The organism is Flavobacterium sp. ZE23DGlu08 (assembly GCF_030505335.1).
Classification (GTDB): Bacteria; Bacteroidota; Bacteroidia; order Flavobacteriales; family Flavobacteriaceae; genus Flavobacterium; species Flavobacterium algoritolerans.
Genome location: NZ_CP130045.1, coordinates 188,193 through 212,210, shown reverse-complemented (window position 1 = coordinate 212,210; position 24,018 = coordinate 188,193). Strand labels below are relative to the sequence as shown.

Annotated in this window: 20 protein-coding genes; 6 read left to right on the top strand and 14 right to left on the bottom strand. The window is 34.4% G+C overall.

Translation table 11 applies throughout. The annotated features are described in order from the left end of the window. Positions 1 to 22: 22 nt before the first annotated feature. The 8 genes from Q1W72_RS00965 to Q1W72_RS00930 form a co-directional block, all read right to left on the bottom strand. Positions 23 to 382: a cupin domain-containing protein gene (locus tag Q1W72_RS00965; protein WP_099715327.1), complete on the bottom strand. Its 360-nt coding sequence runs from the start codon at positions 380 to 382 to the stop codon at positions 23 to 25. Positions 383 to 416: 34 nt separating this feature from the next. After that, positions 417 to 3,248 (bottom strand): excinuclease ABC subunit UvrA, encoded by a 2,832-nt coding sequence (uvrA, locus tag Q1W72_RS00960; RefSeq protein ID WP_099715328.1) that lies wholly within the window; start codon positions 3,246 to 3,248, stop codon positions 417 to 419. A gap of 100 nt (positions 3,249 to 3,348) precedes the next feature. Beyond that, the gene (locus Q1W72_RS00955) at positions 3,349 to 4,302 is read right to left on the bottom strand and encodes a Fic family protein (RefSeq protein WP_302136829.1); all 954 of its coding nucleotides are present in this window, start codon (positions 4,300 to 4,302) and stop codon (positions 3,349 to 3,351) included. Positions 4,303 to 4,363: 61 nt separating this feature from the next. Further along, entirely contained in the window at positions 4,364 to 6,148 is a 1,785-nt protein-coding gene (locus Q1W72_RS00950; protein WP_302136827.1) for a chloride channel protein, read from the bottom strand. A gap of 42 nt (positions 6,149 to 6,190) precedes the next feature. Then, positions 6,191 to 6,859 carry a DNA alkylation repair protein gene (locus Q1W72_RS00945; protein WP_099715331.1) on the bottom strand — a complete coding sequence of 223 codons (669 nt, stop codon included), beginning with the start codon at positions 6,857 to 6,859 and terminating at the stop codon, positions 6,191 to 6,193. Positions 6,860 to 6,872: 13 nt separating this feature from the next. Further along, the gene (gene ggt, locus Q1W72_RS00940) at positions 6,873 to 8,558 is read right to left on the bottom strand and encodes a gamma-glutamyltransferase (RefSeq protein WP_099715332.1); all 1,686 of its coding nucleotides are present in this window, start codon (positions 8,556 to 8,558) and stop codon (positions 6,873 to 6,875) included. Between the two features lie 14 nt (positions 8,559 to 8,572). Next, a complete protein-coding gene (ggt, locus tag Q1W72_RS00935) occupies positions 8,573 to 10,258 on the bottom strand; it encodes a gamma-glutamyltransferase (RefSeq protein ID WP_099715333.1) in 1,686 nt (561 codons plus the stop codon). Continuing rightward, positions 10,255 to 10,839, bottom strand: a complete 585-nt coding sequence (locus Q1W72_RS00930) for an ACP phosphodiesterase (RefSeq protein ID WP_302136824.1) — start codon at positions 10,837 to 10,839, stop codon at positions 10,255 to 10,257. Before Q1W72_RS00930 ends, ggt (Q1W72_RS00935) begins: the two co-directional genes overlap by 4 nt. Positions 10,840 to 10,958: 119 nt before the next feature. Between Q1W72_RS00930 and glmM the strand changes: the two genes are divergently transcribed. Continuing rightward, positions 10,959 to 12,347: a phosphoglucosamine mutase gene (gene glmM / locus Q1W72_RS00925; RefSeq protein ID WP_099715335.1), complete on the top strand. Its 1,389-nt coding sequence runs from the start codon at positions 10,959 to 10,961 to the stop codon at positions 12,345 to 12,347. Between the two features lie 81 nt (positions 12,348 to 12,428). Here the strand turns inward: glmM and Q1W72_RS00920 are convergent, their stop codons facing one another. The 3 genes from Q1W72_RS00920 to Q1W72_RS00910 all read right to left on the bottom strand — a co-directional run bounded on the left by Q1W72_RS00920 (position 12,429) and on the right by Q1W72_RS00910 (position 16,441). Next, positions 12,429 to 14,963, bottom strand: coding sequence for a carboxypeptidase-like regulatory domain-containing protein (locus Q1W72_RS00920; RefSeq protein WP_302136820.1), 2,535 nt, complete (start codon positions 14,961 to 14,963; stop codon positions 12,429 to 12,431). Beyond that, positions 14,950 to 15,864: a FecR family protein gene (locus Q1W72_RS00915; RefSeq protein ID WP_302136818.1), complete on the bottom strand. Its 915-nt coding sequence runs from the start codon at positions 15,862 to 15,864 to the stop codon at positions 14,950 to 14,952. Before Q1W72_RS00915 ends, Q1W72_RS00920 begins: the two co-directional genes overlap by 14 nt. Before the next feature lie 61 nt (positions 15,865 to 15,925). Further along, positions 15,926 to 16,441 carry an RNA polymerase sigma factor gene (locus Q1W72_RS00910; RefSeq protein ID WP_302136816.1) on the bottom strand — a complete coding sequence of 172 codons (516 nt, stop codon included), beginning with the start codon at positions 16,439 to 16,441 and terminating at the stop codon, positions 15,926 to 15,928. A 258-nt stretch (positions 16,442 to 16,699) separates the two neighbouring features. On the opposite strand from Q1W72_RS00910, the gene Q1W72_RS00905 reads away from it, so the two are divergent. The 3 genes from Q1W72_RS00905 to Q1W72_RS00895 all read left to right on the top strand — a co-directional run bounded on the left by Q1W72_RS00905 (position 16,700) and on the right by Q1W72_RS00895 (position 19,222). Further along, positions 16,700 to 17,743 carry a hypothetical protein gene (locus Q1W72_RS00905; protein WP_099715339.1) on the top strand — a complete coding sequence of 348 codons (1,044 nt, stop codon included), beginning with the start codon at positions 16,700 to 16,702 and terminating at the stop codon, positions 17,741 to 17,743. An 88-nt stretch (positions 17,744 to 17,831) separates the two neighbouring features. After that, on the top strand, positions 17,832 to 18,608 hold the full coding sequence (locus Q1W72_RS00900; protein ID WP_302136813.1) for a membrane metalloprotease: 777 nt from the start codon (positions 17,832 to 17,834) through the stop codon (positions 18,606 to 18,608). A 32-nt stretch (positions 18,609 to 18,640) separates the two neighbouring features. Then, positions 18,641 to 19,222: a porin family protein gene (locus Q1W72_RS00895; protein WP_302136811.1), complete on the top strand. Its 582-nt coding sequence runs from the start codon at positions 18,641 to 18,643 to the stop codon at positions 19,220 to 19,222. A gap of 90 nt (positions 19,223 to 19,312) precedes the next feature. Here the strand turns inward: Q1W72_RS00895 and Q1W72_RS00890 are convergent, their stop codons facing one another. After that, positions 19,313 to 20,209, bottom strand: coding sequence for a hypothetical protein (locus tag Q1W72_RS00890; RefSeq protein ID WP_302136810.1), 897 nt, complete (start codon positions 20,207 to 20,209; stop codon positions 19,313 to 19,315). 10 nt (positions 20,210 to 20,219) lie between these two features. Next, positions 20,220 to 20,639, bottom strand: a complete 420-nt coding sequence (locus Q1W72_RS00885; RefSeq protein WP_302136809.1) for a DM13 domain-containing protein — start codon at positions 20,637 to 20,639, stop codon at positions 20,220 to 20,222. A 174-nt stretch (positions 20,640 to 20,813) separates the two neighbouring features. Here Q1W72_RS00885 and Q1W72_RS00880 point away from each other — a divergent pair, with 174 nt between their 5' ends. Beyond that, positions 20,814 to 22,301, top strand: coding sequence for an aminotransferase class V-fold PLP-dependent enzyme (locus Q1W72_RS00880; protein WP_099715343.1), 1,488 nt, complete (start codon positions 20,814 to 20,816; stop codon positions 22,299 to 22,301). Positions 22,302 to 22,391: 90 nt separating this feature from the next. Here the strand turns inward: Q1W72_RS00880 and Q1W72_RS00875 are convergent, their stop codons facing one another. Next, positions 22,392 to 23,261 (bottom strand): lysophospholipid acyltransferase family protein, encoded by an 870-nt coding sequence (locus Q1W72_RS00875; protein ID WP_099715344.1) that lies wholly within the window; start codon positions 23,259 to 23,261, stop codon positions 22,392 to 22,394. Positions 23,262 to 23,376: 115 nt separating this feature from the next. Here Q1W72_RS00875 and Q1W72_RS00870 point away from each other — a divergent pair, with 115 nt between their 5' ends. Further along, positions 23,377 to 24,015, top strand: a complete 639-nt coding sequence (locus Q1W72_RS00870) for a rhomboid family intramembrane serine protease (RefSeq protein WP_302136804.1) — start codon at positions 23,377 to 23,379, stop codon at positions 24,013 to 24,015. Positions 24,016 to 24,018: the final 3 nt, after the last annotated feature.

Here is a 24,018-nt window from a genome sequence, read left to right as displayed (position 1 = left end):
TTACTATCAGGGCTAAGTAAATTTAATACGTTTGTTCTTCAATTGATTTAGTTATTTTGGATATAACTTTACCTGTATGTTCGGTAGTTTTTGATTCTATAAGCATTATTAAACATTCGTCAGTTGATGAAACTCTATGGTTAATACCTTTTTTCACCACAAATAAATCTCCTTTTTTCATAGATAATTTTGGCTCGTTTTCAATTTCCATTAAAAGCTCGCCTTCTACAATATAAAATAATTCATCTTCATTTTCGTGATTATGCCATGGCAGATCTTGGCCCTTAATTTTAGCTACTTTGATAAATTGATCATTAACTTCGCCAATTATTTTAGGTGAAAAGTAGTTTTCGACACTACTGAACGCTTTTTTTAAATTCATAACTTAACGAAATTATTTTTTATATTTATAGATACTAAAGTAACTCTTTTTTCAAAAACTGCGCCGTATAGCTCTTCTTAATTTTTATAATTTCTTCGGGAGTTCCTTTGGCAATAAGTTGTCCGCCGCCTTTTCCTCCTTCAGGTCCAATGTCTATAATGTAATCGGCCAGTTTAATCACATCCATATTATGCTCGATAATCAATATCGTATTTCCTTTATCAACCAGTTTATTAATCACTTCCATCAACACTCTGATGTCTTCAAAATGCAATCCTGTTGTAGGTTCGTCCAAAATGTAAAACGTATTTCCGGTATCTTTTTTAGATAATTCTCCGGCCAGTTTAATACGTTGTGCTTCACCACCGGAAAGTGTAGTGCTTTGTTGGCCAAGAGTTATATAGCCCAAACCAACATCCTGAATGGTTTTTACTTTTCTGTAAATTTTCGGAATCATTTCAAAAAACGGAACCGCTTCATCCACCGTCATATTCAACACATCCGAAATGGATTTCCCTTTGTATCGAATCTCCAGTGTTTCTCTGTTAAAACGCTTTCCTTGACAGGTTTCACATTCTACATAAACGTCTGGCAAAAAGTTCATTTCAATCGTTCGCACACCAGAACCTTCACAGGTTTCGCAACGTCCGCCTTTTACATTAAAACTAAATCGTCCCGCTTTATATCCGCGAATCATACTTTCAGAAGTCATCGTAAACAGATTTCTGATTTCGGTGAAAACTTCGGTATAAGTTGCCGGATTTGAACGTGGTGTTCTCCCAATCGGGCTTTGGTCAATATCAATCACTTTATCGATATGTTCCAATCCTTCTATTTTTTTATACGGTTGCGGTTTCTTGACACCGTTGAAATAATACGCGTTCAAAATAGGGTAGAGCGTTTCATTAATCAATGTCGATTTTCCACTTCCCGAAACTCCGGTCACACAAATCATTTTACCCAAAGGTAATTCTATCGAAACATTTTTCAAGTTATTTCCTGTTGCACCAGTCAGTTTTAAAAACTTCCCATTTCCCTCACGGCGCTTTGCAGGAACCTCGATTTTCATTTCGCCGTTCATATACATCGCTGTAATAGTATGATGTTTCAGAATTTCGGCAGGCGTTCCTTTGCTGATGATTTCGCCTCCATATTTTCCTGCTTTTGGTCCAATATCAATCACATAATCCGCACGTTCAATCATGTCTTTATCGTGTTCCACCACAATTACAGAGTTTCCAATATCTCGTAATTGTTCCAGAGAATGAATCAGTTTATCGTTGTCTCTTTGGTGCAAACCAATACTTGGCTCATCCAAAATATACAAAACACCAACCAACTGTGAACCAATTTGGGTAGCCAAACGAATACGTTGTGCTTCACCACCCGAAAGTGATTTGGAGCTTCGGCTTAAAGCCAAATAATCCAAACCTACATTCATCAAAAAGTTCAATCGGTCCTTAATCTCTTTGATTACTTCAGTAGCGATAATCTTTTGTTTGTCAGATAAATGATTTTCTAAATCCAAAAACCAAGCGGTTAAATCCGAAATGTCCATATCGCACAATTCGGTAATATTTTTTTCATTGATTTTAAAGAATAGCGCCTCTTTTTTCAAACGAGAACCTTCGCAAACAGGACATTTTATTTCGTCCATGAATTCCTTTGCCCAACGTTTTATGGTTGTAGAACCGCTTTCGTCATGTTGGTTTTTTATGAAATGCGAAATCCCTTCAAAATCAATTTTGTATTCTCTGGCAACGCCTAAATCTTTGGAGTTGATGGTGAATTTTTCTTTTCCACCATTCAAAATCATTTCCATTGCTTCCGCTGGAATAGTTTCCACAGCATCTGTCAATTTGAAACCATATTTTTCTCCAATAATTTCCAATTGCTTAAAAATCCAAGAGGATTTGTATTCGCCCAAAGGAGCAAAACCACCCGCTTTTATCGATAATTTCGGGTTTGGAATTATCTTTTTGGTGTTGATTTCGTTTACCATCCCTAAACCGTTGCAATGATCACAAGCTCCTTTTGGAGAGTTGAAAGAGAATAAATTCGGTTCGGGATTCTGGTATGAAATTCCGGTAGAAGGACACATCAAATTCCGGCTAAAAAAACGCACTTCATTAGAATCTTGGTCTAAAACCATCAATACATTCTCTCCGTGATGCATGGCTGTATTGATACTTTCAGTCAAACGTTTTTCGTTATCTGGCGTATCTTCAATCACCATTCGATCCACAACAATTTCTATATCGTGGGTTTTATAACGATCTAATTTCATCCCTAAAGTAATATCCAGCACATCGCCGTTTACGCGAACTTTTAGGAAACCTTGCTTGGCAATTTGTTGGAAAAGCTCAGCATAATGTCCTTTTCGAGCACGTATAACTGGCGCTAAAATATTAATGCGTTTTCCTTTAAAATCATGAATAATCAAATCCTTGATTTGCTCATCAGAATAGGAAACCATTTTTTCACCTGTATTGTAACTGTATGCATCAGCACCACGAGCGTATAACAAACGCAGGAAATCATAAATCTCAGTGATAGTTCCCACTGTGGAACGCGGACTTTTACTGGTCGTTTTTTGCTCAATAGCAATTACTGGGGAAAGTCCGTCGATTTTATCCACATCGGGACGTTCCAAACCGCCCAAAAATTGACGCGCATAAGCAGAAAATGTTTCTACATAACGGCGTTGCCCTTCGGCATAAATCGTATCGAAAGCTAAGGAGGATTTCCCAGAACCCGAAAGACCGGTAATTACAACCAGTTTTTCACGAGGAATGGAAATATCTATGTTTTTTAAGTTATGAACGCGAGCGCCTTGAACTTCAATGGTATTGTCTTTGTCTAGCATAATTTTTGCAAAAAAGCAAAGTTACCATTTTGATTTATTCTTTCAATAGAACACTTTAGAAGTTTATGTTAAATTAGGATATAAAAAACGCTAATTGTAGTTAGCGTTTTCTTTTTCTGGTTGCCATGTAATCCTCGACGGCCTCTCTGGTTGTAAGCCAGTTCCGACCTTCTTTGTAGGCATCAATCTTTCCTGTTCTAGCCAATAAACTTATGTATTCTTGGCCGTAAGGCATATTAGGTTCTTGAACTAAATTTGAAATTGCTACATATTCTTTGTCATTTCCTGGCAATGCATTAATGTAAATATTCAGTGTTCTCTCAAGAGATTGGCACATCAGCAGGGTTAATTTTTGATAATTACCACCATTTGCTTGATTCAATGCTTCGTAGTATTTCTTTCTGTCATTTTTTAAAATTATAGCAGGTGGAAAACCGGAACGCATCAGTAATAAATTCATTGCCAATCGAACCGTACGACCATTTCCATCAAAGAAAGGATGTATCCAAACTAATTTATGATGAAAGACGGTTGCTAGTTCAATATCATTAAGCTCTAATGGATTTGTATTGATAAAATCAATTAGTTCATCCAATAAATCCGAAACTTTATTTGCATTTGGCGGTGTGAAATTAGCGCCAGTAATGCGTACACCTCCATTACGAATGCGTCCCGCAAAGTCATCTTCTATAGAACGTAAAACGAAACCATGCAAAGACAAAATATCTATACTCCTTAAATTATAATCTTCATTTACAATAGAATATAAATAGTCAATGGCTTTATCATGATTGTGAGTTTCAAAATGTTCTCTAAGCGATTTACCTTTAATGGTAATACCTTCTTGAATGACCATTTGTGTCTCCCGAAGGCTCATTGTATTTCCTTCAATACTATTAGAGTTATAGGTCCATTCAATGGAAAGGCTTTCTCTGATTTTATGCAAAGCGATATTTGGCAATGGTCTGCTGGTTTGCAGAACTTGCTTTTTTTCATACAATCTTTCAAAAGTTGTTTGAAATTCTTCTCTATAGTTTAGGTCTATCTTCCACATAACCACAAAGATACTTCTTATTATCGGATATTTTACAATTTAACACTATCCGATATTAAAATTATTCTATCGTCATCGATTTTAGTTTTGTTCTATAGGCTTCCAGCGCCACAGATTTAGAAATAAATCCATAGTATTTCCCTTCTTTGAGAACAGGCAAGAAGGCTTTTTTCGATTTTTCGAACTTATTCATGACCATTTCCATACTATCATCAGGAGAAATGATTTCTGTAGGTTCTATCATTATTTCTCTAACCAAAGTATATTTTACTCGGTACGTATTGAATATTATTTCTCGAATATCATTAAAATGAACAATACCCAATAAGTTTTTTTCAGTATCTACCACTGCAAAAATCACTTGATTGGAATGGGAAATTAAATCTACCAGTCTTTCTAAATTCTCATCAGGCGAAACCGTTAAATAATCCGTTTGAATTATGGAAGTCGTCTCTAAAGTCGAAAGGATATTAGTGTCTTTATTGCTCGTAAATGCATGTCCTTTTTTGGCTAAATTCTTAACATCCATAGAATGTTTTTCAAATCGTTTTGAAATCGCAAAACTAATGGAAGCCACAATCATCAAAGGAATCATCAAGTTATATCCTCCTGTAATTTCAGCAATTAAGAATATCGCAGTCAAAGGAGCATGAAACAAACCACTTAAAATTCCGGCCATTCCAACCAAAGTAAAATTACTGACAGGTAATTTAGTAAGTCCTGTCAGATTTAAAAATTTAGAAAAAAAGAAGCCAACATAAGACCCTAAAAATAGGGAAGGAGCAAAATTCCCTCCATTCCCTCCACTTCCCAGAGTAATTCCAGTTGCAAAAACTTTCAGCATCATGGTCAAACCTACAAATACCAATAAAGCCCAACTATTGTCTCGGAAACCACTAAATAATGTGTTTTCCAATAATTTCCCGGGATCATTGTCAGATAATGTTTTAATACTTTCGTAACCTTCACCAAAAAGCGTCGGAAAAATAAAAATGAGAATGGCTAAAATCGAAGAACCAAACAACGCTTTTTTATAAGGTGATAATTTGAGTCTCGCGAAAAAATGTTCTACTTTCTGAAAATTACGGGAATAATAAACCGAAATAAATCCGGTAAACAAACCTAAGAGAACATAGAAAATAATGTTATGATAATCGAAACTTTGTTGTTGTTTGAACGAAAGCAAAATTTCTTCATCTAATGCAATTACTGAAACTAAAGCACCTGTTGCAGCTGCAATCATAATGGGTGTAAATGCTGCAATACTAACATCAACCAACAGCACTTCGATTGCAAATAAAACTCCGGCAATTGGCGCATTAAAAGCAGCAGCGATACCAGCGGCTACACCACAACCGATAAGTAGCGTTCGGTCTTTATAACTTAATTTATATTTTTGGGCATAATTCGAACCAAAAGCAGCACCAGTAATTACAATCGGGCTTTCTAAACCTGCAGAACCTCCTAAACCAACTGTCAGGGAACTTGTGACGATTTGAGCATACATTTGTTTTTTTGGGATAATACTCGCTTTTTTTGCAACAGCATATAAAATTTGTGAAGTTCCTTTTTGGATAGTTCCTCCCAAAACTCTTTTGACAACAAAAACAGTAAGCAGAATACCAATTATCGGCAAAATACTATTGATGAATCCCAATTTTAAAATTCCACTGACATAGGTAGCAAAAGAAAAGACCCAGTGCGCAAAAGTTTTTAAAACGATAACAGCAAATGCAGCCGAAATACCAACCAAAACCGCCGATAAAAATATAAACTGCTTTGGCGTCAACATAGATTGCGCAAAAGCTATTATGGTTTCTAATTTCGAAATATATTTTTTGAACATGATAATTTTTAAAAGGGGTGCAAAACTACTATTATTTTAATTTCAACAAATATTTTTCAACGCTTCTTTTGTGCTTAATGGTTTTAAATTACTGTTTTCTACAAACTGTCTCACAATTTCGGGATTTGACTTTGCATATTCCCGTAACGCCCAGCCAATTGCTTTTTGAATAAAAAATTCCTTAGAATAAGCTAGTTTAAGACATTCTGAAAATAAAAAATCAGTATTCGTTTTTTGTTTGTAACCCAATTGAAATAAAATAGCGCTCCGGTTCAACCACATATTCTCTGAATTTGAAAATCGTTCTATTACATTTTTGGTTTCTAATGGAAATTCCAAAAGATATTCTCCCAAAATGTACTTAGCAATCGTATCGACGCTGTCCCACCAAGAATTGTTCAGAATTAGTTTTTCAATCAGTTGAATATCTTCTTTTTTATAATTTCCTTTGAGTTCTTTTATCAAGATTTCAATCGCACAATAATGAAATTCCCGCTCTTGTATTGAATATAAATCTAGTGCAATTACTCTTGCGTTTGCTGAAACCTCGTTTTTGTTTTCTTTCCAAATTTCCTTAAAAATACGTCTTCGTTCCTCGGTTTTTATTCCAAAAAACGGAAAGTTATTCTTCATGTATTTTGCCATCGCAAAAGCATTTTCAGGGTTTTTATTTACTGCAAAAGCGGTTTCTAACGCAAGTATAAAGTTCATAAATTAGTATTTCTTAAAATCCAACTGCTTTGTCATCCCCTCTAAAATCTGCGCCACCTTCGAGTTTTTTATTTGGTAAAACCAAAATGGCATCTACTTTTCCTATTACGGGTGTTGTTTTTTCATTGATAAGATATCCTTTTGATTTCAGGGTTTCAAAGGTTTTTGTATCGAAAGTATTGGGTTCAAAAGTGATTAAATCCGGTAACCATTGGTGGTGAAAACGTGGTGCATTTACCGCTTCTTGCATACTCAAACGATATTCGTAAACATTTAATATTGTTTGTAATACCGATGTGATAATTGTAGAACCGCCCGGAGAACCCACAACCATAAATAATTTCCCGTTTTTCTCTACAATAGTTGGCGTCATGGAACTCAACATTCGTTTTTGTGGCGCAATACTGTTGGCTTCATTTCCCACTAATCCAAACATATTTGGTTCACCTGGTTTGGCACTGAAATCATCCATTTCATTGTTGAGGAAAAAGCCTAATTCATCACAATAATATTTAGAACCATACCCGTCGTTTAACGTAGTAGTTGACGAAACCGCATTGCCAAACTGATCCACAATTGAATAATGGGTGGTCTCGGTACTTTCATTATAATTTACTTTTCCTTCCTTTATATCCGATGATAAAGTGGCTTTTTCAAAACTAAAATTTGACATTCTTTGTTTCAAATAATCATCATCCATTAAGGCTTTCAAAGGGATTTTTACAAAATCAGGATCGCCCAGATAATAACTTCTGTCTGCATAGGCTCTTTTTTCGGCTTCTACGATAACTTGAATAGCTTCTGTTGAGTTATGTCCCATTTTAGCCAGATCGAAAGGTGCTATCATTTTGAAAATTTCAGCCAGACATATTCCGCCACTGCTGGGTGGAGGCATAGAAATAACCTTTAAATCTTTGTAATCAAATGTGAGTGGTGTTCTCCATTTGGCTTCGTATTTTGCCAAATCTTCTAATGTGATTATTGCTCCTTTTTCCTGAAGATATTTAACTAATATTTTAGCTGTTTCGCCTTTGTAAAATTCATCTCTGCCATTTTTTGAAATCCTTTTCAATGTAGCTGCCAGCGCAGGATATTTTATAACATCATTTTCTTTAAATGCAGTTGCAAATAATGTTTTGTCACCATTTATTTTTATGATTTTGGCTCGATAAGCAGTCAATCGGTCTTCTTGTTTTTTGGTAACAATGACACCTCTTTCTGCCAGTTCAATTACAGGTTTCAGAATTTCTTCAATCGGCAAGGAACCCAATTTTTCATGTACTGCAAAAACACCGGCAATCGTTCCGGGAACTCCAATAGCAAGAGAAGATTCGGTACTTTTTCCTTTTATAACATTTCCTTTTTCATCCAGAAACATATCTTTTGTGGCTGCCAATGGTGCTTTTTCACGGTAATCCAAAGAACCAATTTCTCCATTTGCTTTTCGATACACCATAAAACCACCGCCGCCAAGATTTCCTGCAAACGGATAGGCTACAGCCAAAGCCAATTCAGTTGCGACCATCGCATCAAAAGCATTTCCGCCTTTTTTCATGATTTCAACTCCAATTTTTGAAGCTTCTTCACGTGCCGAAACAACCATTGCTTCATTGGCAACAACTCCAGTGGGTTGAACCATTACATTTTGGGTTTTACAACCAATAGAAAGAACACTCAATAGAATAATAATTTTTTTCATTCGAATAGTAAAATTTAAAAACCAACGGCTTTGTTATCACCTCTTTTGTCTGCGCCACCTTCCAATTTTCCATTTGGAAGAATCAAAACCGCATCGACTTCGCCAATGATTTCTTTGTTTTTTTCATTGATTAAATATCCTTTTTTCTTCAAATTGGTTAATAATTCTTTATCGAAAGAATTCGGTTCAAAAGTAATCTCATCAGGTAACCACTGATGATGAAAACGTGGGGCATTTACCGCTTCTTGCATACTCATATCAAATTCATACACATTCAATATCGTTTGTAAAACCGATGTGATAATGGTGGAACCTCCCGGCGTACCTACAACCATGAACAGTTTGTTGTCTTTTTCAACAATCGTTGGTGTCATGGAACTCAACATTCTTTTTCCAGGAGCAATACTGTTAGCTTCGCTTCCAGTTAATCCGTATAAGTTTGGAACTCCTGGTTTGGCACTAAAATCGTCCATTTGATTATTCAAAAAGAAACCCAATTCATCGCAATATATTTTAGAACCATAATTATCATTTAAAGTAGTCGTTGCCGAAACTGCATTTCCTTTTGAATCAACAATAGAATAATGCGTAGTTTGGTTGCTTTCATATCCTTTGATTGTTCCATGGGCAATATCCGAGGATTTTGAAGCTGTATCGAATGAAAAATCACTCATTCTTTTTTCTAAATAGGATGGACTTAGTAATTCTTTTATAGGAAGTTTTACAAAATCTGGATCACCCAAGAAATAATTTCTGTCAGCATATGCTCTTCGTTCAGCTTCTGTAATTACTTGAATCGTTTTCAAGCTGTTGTGTCCCATTTGTGAAAGGTTGAAAGGCTCAATCATTTTCATGATTTGATTCAAACAAATTCCGCCACTGCTGGGAGGTGACATCGAAGTGATTTTTAAATTTTTATACTGAAAAGTAATTGAAGTTCTCCATTTGGCATTATAACTGTTTAAATCTTCTAATGTTGTATTTCCGCCTTTTTTAGCCAGAAAAGCAACTAACTTTTGAGCTGTTTCTCCTTTGTAAAATTCATCTCGACCGTTTTGTGCAATTCGTTTTAATGTTGCTGCTAATGCTGTATATTTTATAGTGTCATTCTCTTTATATGCTTTAGAAAACAAACTGTTCTTACCATTGCTTTTGATAAAGGAAGCTCTGTAATAAGCCAAACTTTCGGCTTGAAATTTAGTGACAACGACACCTCTTTCGGCCAATGCAATTACAGGTTTCAGAATTTCGCTTATGGGTAAAGAACCGTATTTTTTATGCACTTCAAATATTCCTGCAATGGTACCCGGAATTCCGGAGGCCAAAGCGGTTTCTCTACTTTTACCTTCTATAACATTTCCTTTTTCATCCAAAAACATATCTTTAGACGCTGCTAAAGGTGCTTTTTCTCTGTAATCGATTGCTCCAGTTTCGCCATTGGCTTTTCTGAAAACCATGAAACCACCACCGCCAATATTTCCTGCCTGTGGATGTGAAACCGCTAATGCTAGTTCTGTGGCAACCATAGCATCAAAAGCGTTTCCGCCTTTTTTCATGATTTCAACTCCAATTTGAGAAGCTTCTTCACGAGCTGAAACTACCATAGCTTTTGAAGTTACTAAACCAGTTGGTTCAACAGTTTTTTCATTCGATTTACAACCCAAAACGGCAAAGGCAAGCAGAAAAAGTATTTTTTTCATAAAGTGATTATTTTAGTATTCGAAAATAGGATTAATTCTTGAAAGAAATTGGTGAATTCCTCTTCAAATTCAGGATAAAATTCAGAAAGTTCATTAGTGGCAAATCGCATTTTAGATTCGTTTTTGGTACGTTGATCCATTTGCGTCAAAATCCGGTTAATTCCTTCAACGGTTTCATAACTCACCAGCCAGTTGTGTTCAATCATGTAAGGCATCATTCCCTTGGTTCTTTCCGAAAGATTAATATGGTTATCGTGCAGGGATTGATAAAATCGTGCTACAAAATCATCCAGTTTTTCATCAGAATATGTGTTCCAGTTTTTAGCCAAAAAATGATCATAAAAAACATCCACTATTACACCTGCGTAATGATGGTATTTTTCATGAAGGCGTTTGGTACTTTTTCTAAAAATGGGATGAGTATCGGTAAAAGTATCAATGGCGCGGTGCAGAATGATTCCTTTTTGAATTTCTAAAGGATAACTTTCAAAATGTTTTCCACGAATTCCATCGGCCATAAAATTGCCAATTTTGATTAAATCATTGTCACCGGAAAGATAGATGTGTGCTAGAAAATTCATTCGCCTAATTTAGGAATTTAAATGATGAATTTTGAATTCTAAATGACTTTTATAAACCGTCAATTATTATATTTGTGAGCAATTTAAAATTTATAATTCAAAAATTAAAATAATAATCAATGACTTTAATAAAATCAATATCGGGAATTCGTGGAACAATAGGAGGTAAAGTTGGGGATAACCTGACACCAGTTGATGCAGTTAAATTTGCTTCGGCGTATGGAACTTGGTTGAAAAAATATATTGGAAAAGAAAAAATCACTGTTGTTGTAGGTCGTGACGCCCGTATTTCGGGACCAATGATTCACAATTTGGTGGTAAATACTTTAATTGGTTTAGGAATTGATGTGATTGATTTGGGGCTTTCGACAACGCCAACTGTTGAAGTGGCCGTTCCGTTAGAAAATGCCGAAGGAGGAATTATCCTTACTGCTTCCCATAATCCAAAACAATGGAATGCCTTGAAATTATTGAACGAAAAAGGAGAATTCCTGAATGGTGAAGAAGGACTTAAAATTCTTGAAATTGCTGAAGCGGAAGCTTTCGATTTCTCGGATGTAGATGATTTAGGGGCCATTATGATTAACGATGCTTATATGGATATTCATATTGATGAAGTATTGAATTTGCCTTTGGTAGATGTTGATGCAGTAAAAGCAGCTAAATTTAAAGTGGTTGTTGATGGTGTAAACTCTTCAGGAGGAATTATTATCCCAAGATTATTGGAATTAATGGGCGTTGAAGTAGTAGAATTATATTGTGAACCAAACGGACATTTTCCTCATAATCCAGAACCTTTAAAAGAACATTTGACTGATATTTCAGAATTGGTTGTAAAAGAAAAAGCACACTTAGGAATCGTTGTGGATCCAGATGTAGATCGTTTGGCTTTCATTTGCGAAGACGGAGAAATGTTTGGAGAAGAATACACTTTGGTGGCTTGCGCCGATTATGTATTGAGTAAAACGCCAGGAAACACCGTTTCGAATATGTCGTCTTCCCGTGCTTTGCGTGATGTGACTAATATGCATAACGGAAGCTATGAAGCCAGTGCCGTAGGTGAGGTGAATGTAGTGGAATTAATGAAAAAAAATAATGCTATAATAGGTGGTGAAGGAAACGGCGGAATCATTTATCCTGAATTGCATTACGGACGTGATAGTTTGGTAGGAGTGGCGTTGTTTTTAACGCATTTAGCCAACAAAAAAATGACTGTTTCTGCTTTGCGTGCTTCGTATCCGGAATATTATATGAGCAAAAACAAAATCGAATTGACACCACAAATTGATGTGGATGCGATTCTTGTTGCCATGACGGAGAAATACAAAAATGAAGATATAACCACTATTGACGGTGTGAAAATTGATTTTGCTGAAAATTGGGTTCATCTTAGAAAATCAAATACAGAACCTATTATTCGTATTTATACCGAAGCGGCTTCACAAGAAAAAGCAGATGCTTTGGCATTACGAATCATTGACGAAATAAAAGCAATTGCCGGAATATAATTTCGTATTCATATATAAAAATAACCCTTTCAAATTCTATTTTGAAAGGGTTTTATTTTTTAGAATACAGTAAAATTGGAATTAAAAATTCACTCTAAAGCTTACATTTGGCGTTAAGCCCAGCGATTTATTATCTACTTGAATAGCATCATTAGAGTCATTTGGATTGACTTTATAATAGCGATTGATATCATTATCTTGATTGGTAGCGTTAATTACTCCGGCAGTAAACGAAGCTTTAATAGATTCCGACAGATTGAAATTATAATTCAAAGAAGCATCCAATCGCATGAAATTATCAAGGTTTTCACTGTTTGGTGAATCATAATTTACCATGGTATTATTCCCGTTTTGAACGGTTTCATTTCCATCGATTGGTTTTGTATACGGCTGACCATTTCTCCAAATACCACCAACCGCTATTTTTAGGTTTTTAAGAATGTCGTAATAAAAACCGAGCGATACAGAATGTCTTATATCTACATTATTTGGAAAAGTAGAAGGCGTAAAAGTATCAAATTCATAGTCATTTGTGCTAAACGTATAACTTACCCAAACGCTGTATTGACGCGCTGTTTTATTGGCTAAAAATTCTAAACCTTTGGCGGTGTAACTTCCATTCGCATTATTAAACTGAAAGCTGTTGTAGAAACCCTGATTGGAAGCTGTGATGCCGTCAACTATCTTATAAAATCCTGTAGCTTCAATATTTAGTTTATTTTTATTGAATTCGACACCAAAAGAACCTTGTTTACTCGTCGCAATCGGAATGTCTTTATCGTTTACTAAAACCCAACGTCTTTTTTCGACACCTAAAAAATCATCTTCAAAATCCACGATTTGCGTAGTGGATTGATTTTTGAATTCTCCTTCTAATTTTAAAGCAAATTGATCTGATAATTTTTGTCGAATGTTTATTCTTGGCTCGACCAAAAGCTTTTCGAATTTTTGAAAATAATTCAAACGCAATCCAACTCTTAAATACGTATTGTTTTTATTGTATTCCACTTCTGAAAATAAGGCGTGATTCAATAAAACATCTTTTTTAGTACTGGAATAAAACGGAGCGCTAACGGTGGTTTGGTTTAACATCCCAGTTTCATTGAATTGGTATCCAAACAAGAAATTTAGGTTGTCATTTGTTTTGTAATAGGTATTTAATTTCACTCCAGTTTCCTGTACTTCATTAGCTTCTGTCAAGCGCTGATCCGTTTCTACCCTGTAATCGTTAGCATCAATATTGTATCTGGAAAAGTAAGTGATGAAGTTTGAACTTAATTTTGAATTCCATTGTGCTTTCCAATTTCCGCCGTAACCCATGTTTTTCTGGGATAAAGTACTGGTTTTGGATTGGGTTTCGTTTGAATTTGTGAGACGTTCCGAATAATCCAAAGCGTTATTGATACCAATAATATTTACTCTAAATTGATGTTTTTCATTCAAATCAAAAAGTAATTTAGCGGTATAATCATAAAAATAAAAATCAGAAGACGTATCGTGCTGATCGCTATCCGCATTGATTTCAGTGTCTTGAAAACTACGGTCAAAATATTTTGTGTACGTAGGCGATTTAAATAAATCAGTAATCGAACGGCGTCCTGAAATATGAAGTTCTAATTTTTTAGTTATTGGAATTTCTAAAAAAGCATCGGCGCTAATGGAGTTAATTCCTGCGCCACCAGAAAAGGTATTGGTAACCAAATCTTTCGTGTACATATTAATCGTACTGGAAACGCCATCGCTGTATTCAGCACTTGTCCCGTTTTTACTGACGATAACTTTATTGGTAAGATTAGGATTGTAAGCAGATATTAGCCCGAAGAAATGACCGGAATGGTACATTTTGATATTATCCCAAAGGACTAAATTCTGATCGTTAGTTCCGCCGCGCACGTTGATATTAGCAATGCTTTCATTGGTACTTTCCACACCGGGAAGCGCTTGAACAGATTGCAAAATATCGGGTTCGATTAATCCAGGAAGAATACCGAATTTTTTAGTGTTTAAAACGGTGCTTCCATCCAGGTATTTTTGTAATCCGGGCGTTAAATAAACATTTATCAAAACCTGATTCAACTCTTCATTTTTTGTAGAAAGGACAATTTCTTTGCAATTATTTTGTGCAGAAAACAATTCGTTAGCCGAAAACTGTCTGGACTCAAAACCCACATAAGAAACAGTAAGCGTTGCATTTATTGGAATATTTGTGAAGCTAAATTTACCATTTTCATCTGTGATTGCGCTTCTTCCAATGTTGTTTACCAGTACAGAAGCGCCAACTAAACGAGATTTTTTTTCATCGGATAAAACAATTCCGCAAACCGATATTGTTTTGTTTAGCACAGAAACGGTAACATATCGATCGTCTAAAGCTTTGAAATTTAAAAGTGTTTTCGAGTTTAGATAATCAATTGTTTCTTGTAATGTAAAAGTAGTATTCGGTTTGTCAATTTTAATTGTGGCTACATCTTCAACTGCGTACGAAAACTTAATGTTAAATTGTTTTTCGAGGGAAATGATAACCTCAGTCAAAGGTGTTTTTTTAGTTGTATTTTGTCCGTAACAAATACTGCCAATACAAAGTAATAGAGAAATCAGCCATTTATTTAACACCATAGTTGTAAAATATAATGGTTTTGCCTTGAATCTTGTAACTTAATTTAAGCGGAATTGTTACTGCTTGAAGTGCTATTTCTTTATCAGTATGTGTAAAACTTCCCGTAAACAATTTTGAAGTATCAACACCTTCCACTTTAATTTTTATATCGTATTGACGTTCTAATTCTGCAATAACCTGATCCAAAGGAATCTTATTAAAGCTTGATTCTTGTTGAATCCACGAAGGATTTTGGGCGTTAAAATCTTCAACATTTTCGATAATTCCATTTATAACTCGGAAGGTTTTTCCGGGAGGTAATTTAATGGTTTCGTTATTATATGTTACACTCACTAAACCTTCGTAACAATTTACTTCAAAATAGTTTTTGCGTTCTTTTACGTTAAATTGCGTCCCTAAAACGGTAACGACTCCCGCAGTTGTGTTTACACTAAAAGTTTGCCCTTTCTGCACTTTGAAAAAAGCTTCTCCTTCTAACGTTAAAGCTCTTTTGTCCGCCCATTTTTTTTCATTAAAACTTAATTTTGAAGCGGAGTTTAATATCACTTCAGAATTGTCTGGTAACGTTACTGATTTTGTTTGCGCTATTTGGGTTTCAAAAGAGGTAATGTTATTAAAAAACAAGAAATAAGCAGAGGTTAACATGACTGCAAGAACTGCGGCTACTCTATAAAATGTTTTGAAGTTTAAAGTTCTTACTTTTGTTTTCTTTTTAGAATGGTTTCGGGCTTTAAAAGCTTCCAAAGCAGCGTGTGCATCTACTTTTGGAGCTTCCAATTGTGATGCATAATGAGCAATTTTTTCAAGTGTTTGCAAATCTTCAGATTGTTTTAAATCTTCAATTTCTTGGCTTGAAAGCTCATTATTTAACCATTTTAATATCTCTTTTTCGTTTTTCATTTTATATCTCTATGTTTATAAGACAACTAACTTTTAAATTACCCTACAGCTAAATGATTAATTATATATTTTCTATTTGAGCTTTTAAAACTTGGAGTGCTCCAGACATTCGTTTTTCTACCGTCTTTTGAGAAATATCGAGTAATTCAGCTATTTCCCGGTACTTTTTTCCCTCTATTCGATTCAATAAAAAGACTTCCCGTTGCACTTCGCTTAATGATGCGATTGCTTTTGTTAGTTTTTGTTTGAATTCATCTTCTTCAAATAAATATTCGGGACTTTGATTATTTGTATCTAAGTTAGGCGCATCTTTAGCATACCTCAATACCACTTTTTGATGCTTTATATTATTCAGGAATAAATTATTAATGCTGGTAAACAAATACGTTTTGACTTTACTAAAGTCAATTTTGGAACAATTCTCCCAAATTTTGGTAAACGCATCTTGCACCAAATCTAATGCAGCTTCATCATCACCACATTTGTAATACGCAAAATTATTTGCTGATTGCACGTGCTTTAAGTAAAAGTCTCTAAAGTGATTTTCTTCGCAAAGGGTACTTTTTTCGTCGCTCATGGAGTGTTAATTCATTTTTTGTAGGTTGTAAATGTAAATTATTTTTTCAAAAAGCAGTTGTGTTAATTATAATTGCTTTTTTATGAAAAATATTTTAAATTTTAATTTATTGATTTGTAGTATTTTATAAACTAATTTGTAAAATTTTATATTTTTTTTAAAATTTCCGTAGGGTAAAAATAAGCGTAGTTGTCTTACTAATAGAAAGGCGCTAAAAACATCGCTTGTAAATATAAAAATACATTAAATTTGAAAATTATGAAAAAATTAAAAATTGTTACAGGAATTGCATTGATGGCTATCTTAGGTTTTACATCATGCCAAAGTGAAATTGATGACGTACAAGGAGAAAATCCAAATACGAATTCGGCTAATTCAACTACAACAACTAACTTGAAACGTACTTCGATGTACGATGGTTCATTTGATGATTTCTTGGATGGAGCATCTTGTTCCTCTATTGTATTGCCAGCTACTGCAAAAGTTAACGGTGTTCAGGTTTCTATTCTAAGTCAATTAGACTATCAACAAGTTATTTCTATTTTTGGACAGCTTAACAATGATCAAGATACTGTTGTATTACAATTTCCTTTAAAAGTTAAATTAAGTAATTATACAGAGGTGACTGTTAATAATCAAACGGAGTATAATGCGATTCTTAATGCATGTACATCAGCAGAAGCTTCTAGTCAAGATGCTATTTCTTCAGTAAATATCAGCTTCCCAATTACAATTTTAACGTATAATTTAAGTTTACAACAAACAGGAAGTGTTGTCATCACATCCGAACAACAATTATATGCGTATATGTCTAATGTAAGCAGCACGGAATTATTTTCAGTAAACTATCCAATTTCAGTGACAATTGCGGACGGAACAAAAATGACGATTTCCAGTGACGCTGAATTGCAAGCAGCCATCAGTGCATCTTTAAAAACAGAAGCAGCGATAGCAGCAGCTGTTCAAAACGGAAAAAAGTTGGAAACTATTTTAGTTAACGGAAAGTTTAAGGTAGATTCCTATATAAATGCAGGAGTAAATTCAGCAACGAGTTATAAAGATTTTACGATTGATTTTGCAAATAATTTATCGATAACTGCTGTGAATCTAGTGAATACAACTGTAAATGGAACTTATGCGGTAAGCTCGGAATTAGATGTTTTTCTAAAACTAAATTTTTCAGGTAATGCTTCATTTACTTTATTGAATAATTCATGGAAAGTAACAAGTTTTACTGCTTCGACAATCACATTACAAAGTTCTACTAATGCAGCAGTAACATTAGTATTGAAACAAATATAGCTGGATTTAAGTTGGTAGTTTAGTAAGAACAGCTGCCTAAAATAGTGTAGCTGTTCTTATATAAATAAACTTAATAATAAATATAATAATGAAAAAAGTAATTTCTCTACTAACGATTGGTTTGTTCCTCTCAGTAGCATCCTGTTCAAAAGAAGATGATCCTTTAGATAATTCAGTTGCAGTAAACCCCAACACTAATAAACAGCAAACGGGAAGTTCTTCGAACGATTTGTTATCTGATAAAAAGTTCAAAAGTATGGTTATTGAAGTGGTGTATGTAGCGGGTTTTGAGCCAAGCAGTACTGCTATCAATAATTTTGTAAACTTTCTTACAGCAAGAACGTATAAACCAAACGGCATTAGTGTTATAAAACGTTCCATACCATCTCCAGGAGTTTCGCCTTATACGAATGAGGAGATTGTAAGTATTGAAGATGCGAACAGAACAAAATACAATACTTCGGATCAAATAGCGGTTTGGGCTTTTTTTACAGATGGGAAATCTTCAAAAGACACTGATACATCAGTTATTCTTGGAACGGCTTATAGAAATACTTCTTTTGTTATTTACGAACAAACTATTCATAGTTTGAGTGACAGTCCATTTGAACCAAACAGAAGTTTATTAGAAACAACAGTAATTACCCATGAATTTGGACATATATTAGGGTTGACAAATCTTGGTACAGCCTTGCAAAGCAATCACGAAGATGCAGAACATCCAAAACATTGTATTGAAAAAACATGTTTAATGTATTGGTCTTCAGAAACAGGAGGCGGTATTTCTAATATGGTTTCAGGCGGTGCAGCTCCACAATTAGATGCGCAATGTATTGCAGATCTTCGTGCCAATGGAGGGAAATAAAAGTAGAATTTGATTAATCAAAAACAAAAAGGATGAAAATAAAACAGATAACAATAGCTTTACTCTTTGGTGTAATAACATCAATGAATGCACAGGACAATACTATTCCTAAATCGAGTGGAGGAATAAAAGGAGGTTATAATTTAGCAGCCGTAAGTTTTGACGGAGATGGAGAAACGGAGCAACGACATGGTTTTCATATAGGAGTTTATGGCGAATCCTTTATTAGCGATAGCTTTTCTATTCAACCTGAATTAATGTATTCACAACAAGGATACGAAATAACAAATAGCAGTGGGACTTTTACCCAAAAATTAGATTACATAAACTTGCCATTAATGCTTAAAGCCTATCCTTCTAAAAATTTCTTTTTGGAAGCGGGTCCACAAATTGGATTAGCAGTTTCACACAAAGAAGAATACGATGGACTTTTTAGCGGTTCACAAGAATATGATCCTAATAATTTTGATTGGGGAATGAACTTTGGAGGAGGATTTAAAACGGATTCCGGTATCAGCTTTGGAGTGCGCTATCATTTAGGTTTAGGAGATTTATACGATGAAGGCAAAGCTCAAAATAGAGTGCTGCAATTCTCATTAGGATTTGATTTATAATCGTAAATAGTTATCAAAAGCAGAATGCCCAAGAAATTTTCTTGGGCATTTTTTTATGTGTTTTCGAAAGTGAAATTTCTGATTTATCTTTTAAAAAGACACTTTGTAAATTATTCCTGCGGTGAATTCCCGGGTTAATCCGTCTGGACAAACTTCTCGAACTACAAACGGTGTGGCTAAAGATAATTCGATGCTGTTTTTAGTATTAATGGCATACGCGCCAATTATATTTCCATTAATGGTCAATCCATCAGAGTTTTTTATCGTTTCTCTATTTCCAAAAGCATTTTCAAAACTATCTTCTCCTAGATGATAAATGAATAATACATTGGGTTTAAAAGTGAATTTTTTATTAGCGGTTTGAAACGTATATGTTGTTCGAAACAAAGCATCTGATTTTCTTTCGAATAAATTAGTGGAAGGAAAATCATCCGTATCAGAAAACTCCTTAAAATACGAATTTTTATTGTTATTGAAAACGGGAATTTGGACTGCCGTATTAAAATCCCATTTTTTATAGTTAAGATTCAATCCTGCAATCAAATCAAAAGTTCCCAAACTGGATTGATAGTCTAAAGGAAGAGAAAACTCATTTATTTTAAGATTTGAACTCGTAAAAGGTATTTTAAAACCCACAAGTGAACTCCATTGTGTATTTGTTTTTGGTTTCCAATTGTAATTTCCTATCAAATAGGCATCACCAAAAGCACCTCGTTGGCCAAAGCTTCCACTAGCAACGGAATATGTGATTTTAGAACTTAACGACAATCGTTCGTTTATAGTTCTGGTATAGGTGATGTAAGGTGAAAAATAAGTGACATCAGCTTCACCTGCACCAAAAATACTTCCTACTTCAATTCCGTTTTTTAATTCCTTATCAGTAGTTTGAAAACCGTTTCCTATGGAACAAATTCCGGCATCGCTGCAGCCTTGTGCAAACGAGTTAGAGCATATTCCAATAGCGATGATTAGCAGTAGTTTTTTCATAAATCAGATTTTAATTTTGAGATAATTGTGCCACTGCAAAAAGATGACTGTATTGTTGGCAGTGAATCAGTACATATTTATAGGCAGAAACATTAACCTGAGTTGGAATTGCATACACTGTGGAAGATGTCAAATTTCCCAGATTTACAAAATCTGTAGGGGTGGCATTTTTCGACAGGTATACTTTCAAATCGGGACCACTGGAAACACTAAAGTTTTCTAATCGAACTTCATTTTGATTTCCATTCAAATAAATTTTAGCAGAACCGGTAACTTTAATTCCTGAGGTTGGCATGAAATTACCGGTAGCCACAGGAGGAGTATTTTCAGGAATTGGGGTGCTTAACTCAGCATCACGGGTCAAATCACCTTCAACTTCACAAGAAATAAAAAGCAATAAAACAGGTAGTAGAAAAACAATTTTTTTCATGGCTAAAATGTTTTTTAATTCGTTAATCAAATATAAACCGAATGAAAATCACAGTTTGTCAGCTACTTTACATTTGGACCATGTTTATAAATTTATTTAAAAATCAGTATTAACAAAATTTGAAAAAGACTATTTAGTAAAAATCAATATCTTTGAACTCAAATTAGACATACAATGATTACCAAAGAAGCGCCAACACAATTAGAGCAATACTTTCAGCAGTTTCGCGATAACATAATCGGAATAGATCAAGGGTTTGAATCTCCTTACGGTCATAAACAAATTATTTACACGGATTGGACAGCCAGTGGTCGTTTGTATCGTCCTATTGAAGAAAAATTAATGAATCAATTTGGTCCTTTTGTGGCCAATACCCATACTGAAACTACAGTCTCTGGTACTGCAATGACTAAAGCGTATCATCAGGCGCGTCATATTATTAAACATCATGTGAATGCAAGTGCTGACGATGTTCTGATTACCGATGGTACTGGAATGACAGGCGTTGTCAATAAATTCCAACGAATCTTAGGTTTAAAAGTACCCGAAAACTTAAAAAATTTCATCACTATTCCAGCCGAAAAGAAACCAATTGTTTTTATTTCGCACATGGAACACCATTCTAATCAAACATCTTGGCTAGAAACTATTGCCGATGTTGAGGTTATTCCTTCTTCTGAAGACGGATTGTTCAGCATAGAAAATCTGGAATTATTATTGGAAAAATATAAAGAAAGACCTTTTAAAATTGCTTCGATTACATCGTGTTCGAATGTTACGGGAATTAGAACTCCGTATCATGAAGTGGCAAAAATAATGCATCAAAACAACGGACTTTGTTTCGTAGACTTTGCTTGTTCAGGCCCTTATGTAAAAATTGATATGCATCCTGAAGATGCCGAAAGTTATTTGGATGCCATTTTCTTTTCACCGCATAAATTCCTTGGCGGACCCGGGACTTGTGGCGTTTTGGTCTTTAATAAAAAATTATATCAAAATTTAGTTCCTGATAATCCGGGGGGAGGAACGGTGAGTTGGACGAATCCTTGGGGAGAACATAAATACATTGATAATATCGAAGATAGGGAAGATGGCGGTACTCCGGGTTTTCTTCAGGTAATTAAAACAGCATTGGCGATTCAGTTGAAAGAGCAAATGGGAATTGAAAATATCTTGAAAAGAGAGCACGAAATAGTGGATTATATTTTCTCAGAATTAGGAACTATTTCCAATATTAAAATTCTTGCCGGACAACATCATGATAGGTTAGGAGTGATTTCTTTCTTTGTGGAAGATTTGCATTTTAACTTAGGCGTGAAATTACTGAATGATAAATTCGGAATTCAAACTCGTGGCGGTTGCAGTTGTGCTGGAACTTACGGTCACTTTTTATTACACGTAGATCAAGAAACATCCCATAAATTAATTGATGAAATTAGTCTTGGAGATCTAATCAGAAAACCGGGTTGGATTAGAATGTCGATTCATCCTACAACTACAAATGCTGAAATTGAATTTGTTTGTAACGGAATAAAAGCATTGGCTGAAAACCATAAAACATGGGCTTTGGATTATGATTATAATTCGGCGACTAATGAATTTGTAAATAAGAACGCGCAACCTTTAGAGGATGAATTGGTGAAAAACTGGTTTTCTGTATAAGAGAGTTGATATTTTAATAAACTAAAAAATCCCACATTATAAACAATAGCATTTATAATGTGGGATTTTTATTTTTACTAAACACTAATATTATCTTCTGTGCTTCCATCTTTTATGCGTCCAGAAATAATATTCAGGAGCTTCCAGAATTTGTTTTTCTACTTCTCGTAAAAAGGTGTTGGTAATTTCAAAATCAGGAATTGATCTGGGATTATCTGTAATGGGAACAAAAGTAGCTTCATAAAAACCTCTTTTTACTTTTTTTACTTTTACAAAAAGAACAGTCAAATCGTATTTTTTGGCAAGCATTTCAGCACCTGTATGAACGGGAACTTCTACACCCATGAATTTATCCCAATGAAAAGCTCTGTTTAATTTAGGAGATTGATCACTGGCAAGTCCGTACATGCTGAGAATTCCATTTTTTTGGTTTTCGGCCATCAACGGAATCGCTTTTTTAGTTTCTACTAATTCAGCGTTGTATTTGGATCGAATGTCTCGTATTAGTTTATCAAAATATTTATTGGCAATTTTTTTATAAACGCCAATTCCTTTAAAATTTGTTTTTGCATTGAAAGATAATAGCCACTCCCAACTCGCATAATGAGAGGCTAATAAAACGGTGCTTTTGTTTTTATTCTCGAATTCTTTTACCAATTCGATATTGGTAATCACAAATCTTTTATTCATCTCATCAGCAGAAATAGTCATCGTTTTAATCATTTCCAAAAACATATCACACAAATGGTGGTACGATTTTTTCTCGATTACAAGACGTTCCTTATCACTAAGATGAGGTAATGCCAGAGCTAAATTTTCCTTTACAGTTTTTTTGCGGTAGCCAATGATATAATAAACAATTACATAGATGAAGTCAGAAAACCAATAGAAAATCCGGAATGGAAGAATGGAAATAACCCATAAAAACGGAAAAGTTAAGATAAAAACAAGAAATTGCATGCCGTTATTTTTCTTGCAAATATAAGCCAAAAATATAGACTGATATAAATTTTGACAGCTTACTGTATCGGTATTTGAGAATGACTATCTTTACAATTCACAATAAATATACTTTATGAATACCGTTTTAATAGCAATAATTGTAGTAAATGTTTTAATTAGTTACAAAGGGTTTAATGACCTTTCTTTTTTTAGAAAATATGAATTCCATGTTGGAAGTATTCGTTCCGGAGAACAAATTAGGATGTTATCCTCTGGTTTTCTTCATGCAGATATGACCCATTTGATTTTTAATATGCTGACACTTTGGTTTTTTGCTCCGGTTGTCATAAGTTATTTGGGTGATTTTTCCTTTATATTGGTTTATTTAGGGAGTTTGATTTTTGGAAGTTTACTAACGATGGTTTTTCATAAAAATGATTATGGTTACAGAGCTGTAGGAGCATCTGGAGCAGTAACGGGAGTTTTATATTCGGCAATATTATTGCAGCCAGACATGATGTTGGGAATCTTTTTTGTTATTCCAATGCCTGCATACATTTTTGGAATCCTTTATTTATTGTATTCTATTTACGGAATGAAGGCTAAGAATGATAATATTGGTCATACTGCCCATTTTGGAGGCGCTGTAGGAGGTTATTTGATTACTTTACTAAAAGAACCTACTTTGTTAGTAGATCATACTTTAATGGTGATATTATTAGCTATTCCAATAGTCATTCTTTTCGTGATGGAAAAAATGGGAAAACTATAATGG